Genomic DNA, 3,781 nt, shown 5'->3' on the forward strand with positions numbered 1-3,781 from the left:
GCTAGAGACGTCCCATGCAAGAACTTCCTTTCGGAAGCTGCTACCTCAACTATTACTTCAGAATCGGCAACCAGCTTTGAAAATGAAATATCGTCTTCATAAAGTCGTGCTACTGCTGAAACTTTATATTCCATCAAATCATCTAAACTCATATTTTGAGTATCGACAAAAGAGGCACGCACCATACCCGCCACAACCAACGCTGCGGCAATAGCCAAAGTCATAATCAAAATACATATCCTATTCATCTTCAACCTCACTCCCGGCAGGATATATTCTCCCGGCTTCTACTTTGAACTTTTCATCGCACAACAGGTCAATATCCTCTTTGATATGGCTGGCAATTAGTATTGTTGCCCCCCTTTCCTTTTCTTCCAGCAGGATGTTCCTGACCAGCCCAACCCCTTCTTCGTCAAGCGAGTTGGTGGGCTCATCCAGCACAATAAGCTGCGGTTTCTCCATTATGGCCTGAGCTATGCCAAGGCGTTGCTTCATGCCCAAAGAATACTTTCCGTAAATGCGCTTATCATCTGGATCAAGGCCTACTCTTCTGATGGCAGCCCTTATGTCTTCATCTGTAATGATATTTTTTATTGAAGCCAAAAATTTTAAATTTTGAAAGCCCGTCCACTGTTCCCAGAATCCCACGTTTTCTATTATTAAACCAAGGCTTTCGGGGAATGAGACATCTACGCCAATCCTCTTTCCAAACACCCTAACCTCACCGCGAGTAGGTTTTATTAATCCGCATATGGCCCTAAACAGCATGGTCTTTCCCGAAGCATTTCTCCCAAAAAAACCGTATATCTTCCCTCTTTCCAGCTCCAGGGTTATGTCATCTAATATCGTCTTCCCCTTGATTATCTTGGTCAAATGATATATTTCGACCGCCATCATATCTGCATACCTCCCGATTTTAATAATTTCTATCGGTTATCTCCACCGTCTTTATAACCCTTATTCCCACAAAAACAGCCAAAACCAGGTAAGCCCCTAATACAAGAAACGACCAGTAAACATTAAATCCCGGTATTGCCGGGATATCCAAAGGCTGAATATAATCCAGCAGAAAACCGTCATCATGCCACGGTAAGACAGGTTGCAGTACGGGGTTAAGCTTAATTAGCAAATGCTGCACTGGATCACTTAGTTTAACAATGGCTGGAAGATGTGCAAAAACGTACGCAAGCAAGGTCAAGAATAGGGACATTTCACAGCTTATATACAAAGATAATACATTTATCAACAAAACAAATACTAATGTGACCGTAACATTGAGAAGAATACATACAGAGGATACCAATAAAAGGCCCTGTATCGACGCTACAGGCAAATTATTAGCAAAGCCAATTATCACACTAACGGCAGTAATTATAGCAAAGTATAGAACTAAATGCTTCAGTATATGAAATAGTTTATCTAGAAACCATTTTACCCTGTTATCCTTCCTTGTAAAAACATAAACCGAACTTATTCTAAAGTCATCATAAAAAAAATCTCCAAAGGCTATAAGAATATATAACTTAGGGGCAATATACGTTAGAGATGATATAAGCTCAAAAGTTATTTTTTCTTCAGGATACGGCAAAAAATTTGCAGCAAACATCACCAGCAATTCTATTGAAGCCCCTTCAGCCAAGTTTGTTATGAAGTCAAGCCGAATCAACGAAGATAAAACCCCGATGACTACGGCCGTAATAAACACCGATACTTTCTTTATCATAAACCGCTCCTCCGTATATCCGTTTTCCCCAGGATTTTCACGCCCATCAAAAGCAAAAATAAGGATAAAAATGACAAGTAGCTGCAGTACACCAGCGACAACAGCAGGAATTTCATCATAGGCAGCTCAAGACCAAAAATGAACTCTACCAAGATTCCTGTAGTGGTCATAGCATATCTATCCAATTTAATCAGCGTCAGTATATAATCAAGGCTACCAGTAAAAAGACCAACTAGAAAACCTACATACCGCCTTTTGCTTACAAATGATGATATCAGGTAAATAATCCCTGTTGGCAGAAATATCAGGTACTTTATAATAAAATCCCCTAGCATAAAGGCAAGAATTTTCGCTTCCAGAAGATGCGGCACTCCTATATACATCACAGCCGTTACAATTATAGGAAGTTCGAGAAGGATGACATATAACACCGTATCTATTGAAAGCAGCTTGATTTTTTCCTTCCACCATATATCAATATTTTTAAACCTTACCAATATCAGTGTGTGATTGAGTATATCTTCATGGCTTATGATTATAAGAAAAATTGGTACATAATATAAAGCGAAATAGATCAAACGGGAAAAGAGCAGGTATATGTCATTTATGCGGAGGTTATCTGTTACTAAATTTGCCTCTAGGCCTATAAGTACTGATATCCGAATATTAAAAGCCAGTATCATCAGATAAAATATTACACGCTTCTTCCCAACCATCAAAAATATTTTACTCAAAAACTTTTTACAAAGCCGCAATTTTAAATCTCTTCCCTTCTTGCGTTTAAAATAATCATAAATATACTTGTCATCAGCAAAACCGCCATCATGCACATAAACACCATGTAATCTAACCCTTTTACGCCCGTGGTGGGATATAAATAATAAGTTAAGCAATAATTTGCCTTTCCGAGTAAAGCAAGTACAAAATTTTGTGTGAAATAAAGAACAGTGGGTAAAACCACAACCGTATACCTATTTACCTTTCTGAAAAACGATATAGCATAGGAAAATATGGCAACTACACCGCCGAAAACGCCATCCAAGAACATGAACCACAGATTATGTAAGTATGGACTTATAGTGTGCAGGCCTTGAAAGTAAAGTCTGGTAAGATAATATCTGTCATAGGCGGGATTTCCGCCATTTACTTCGGAAACCGTATAGAGAGGAAAAGCAACCATGCAGAGAAGCTGATTCAACAGTAAAGGCAAAAAAATCACTATAAAGCCAGAGAAAAAGGTAACGATACCTTTGCTCAGGATATACGAACTTTTATTGCAGCGGGCAACGACAAAGTTAAGTACACGCCCTTTTTTATCCTCCAAATATGTATCTGCAAACGCTATACTCGCCGGTAGGGTGAGAAAAAACAGATAATATATATCTCCTACAAAGCTGAAGTTGCCATTTCTATAACCTATCCACATCTGATAGGCAGAAGGCAACTCTGAAGTATAACCTTTATAGTATGTAATAGACGTTAAAATAAAAAGGATCGAGATCAGTACAACTTCAATCGTCAGCACTATGTTAAACTCTCTTCTTTTGAGAAGCTTGGCAAATTCAGTTTTCAAAACATTAAACAACACAAAATCTGCCTCCTTTTATAAGTTCGGGGCTATGATAAATACCATAGCCCCGAATAAAATCTGCTATATCTGTAATATTTCAACCCTTACCTCAAATCTGCATATCCGCTCAACGTCACGTTTACATATGTTATATCGTGATTTTGTGCATAAAGCATGATAAAAGTGCCTGCTCGCTCATCTGTCTTAAAACTTATTGTGTATGTCCCTTGCCCTTCATAGCATGCATAATTATCTGATATCCTTGAGCCATCTTGCCTGACTACCCAGAAATCTGCCGCATCATACTGAGCGCCAACATAATCAACCCTATTTAATACATAATCATCATTATAGACTTTGCTACCACTCATTACGACTATATCTTGCTTGAACCAGGGGAGCGAAACTTGATAATACCCACTAACTGCAAAAGCTGTTGTGAATGACAAAAGAGTAATTGCCAAGCTCAGACACAGCAACAGCTTTCC

Annotated in this window: 5 protein-coding genes and 1 pseudogene; all 6 read right to left on the reverse strand. The window is 38.6% G+C overall.

Annotated elements, in window-relative coordinates; genetic code table 11:
- A pseudogene (locus FWJ59_RS08470) lies at positions 1–248 on the reverse strand (hypothetical protein); the annotation flags it as partial.
- A complete protein-coding gene (locus FWJ59_RS08475) occupies positions 241–897 on the reverse strand; it encodes an ABC transporter ATP-binding protein (protein WP_092281979.1) in 657 nt (218 codons plus the stop codon). The pseudogene FWJ59_RS08470 and the gene FWJ59_RS08475, both read right to left, overlap by 8 nt.
- A 19-nt stretch (positions 898–916) precedes the next feature.
- Positions 917–1,723, reverse strand: coding sequence for a hypothetical protein (locus FWJ59_RS08480; RefSeq protein ID WP_414481510.1), 807 nt, complete (start codon positions 1,721–1,723; stop codon positions 917–919).
- A complete protein-coding gene (locus FWJ59_RS08485) occupies positions 1,720–2,220 on the reverse strand; it encodes a hypothetical protein (protein ID WP_414481511.1) in 501 nt (166 codons plus the stop codon). Before FWJ59_RS08485 ends, FWJ59_RS08480 begins: the two co-directional genes overlap by 4 nt.
- A gap of 260 nt (positions 2,221–2,480) precedes the next feature.
- A complete protein-coding gene (locus FWJ59_RS08490) occupies positions 2,481–3,311 on the reverse strand; it encodes a hypothetical protein (RefSeq protein WP_414481512.1) in 831 nt (276 codons plus the stop codon).
- An 86-nt stretch (positions 3,312–3,397) separates the two neighbouring features.
- On the reverse strand, positions 3,398–3,781 hold a 384-nt coding region (locus FWJ59_RS08495; protein ID WP_414481513.1), incomplete at its 5' end, for a hypothetical protein.

Origin of the sequence: Caldicoprobacter sp., assembly GCF_047459465.1 — a bacterium.
Taxonomy (GTDB): domain Bacteria; phylum Bacillota; class Clostridia; order Caldicoprobacterales; family Caldicoprobacteraceae; genus Caldicoprobacter.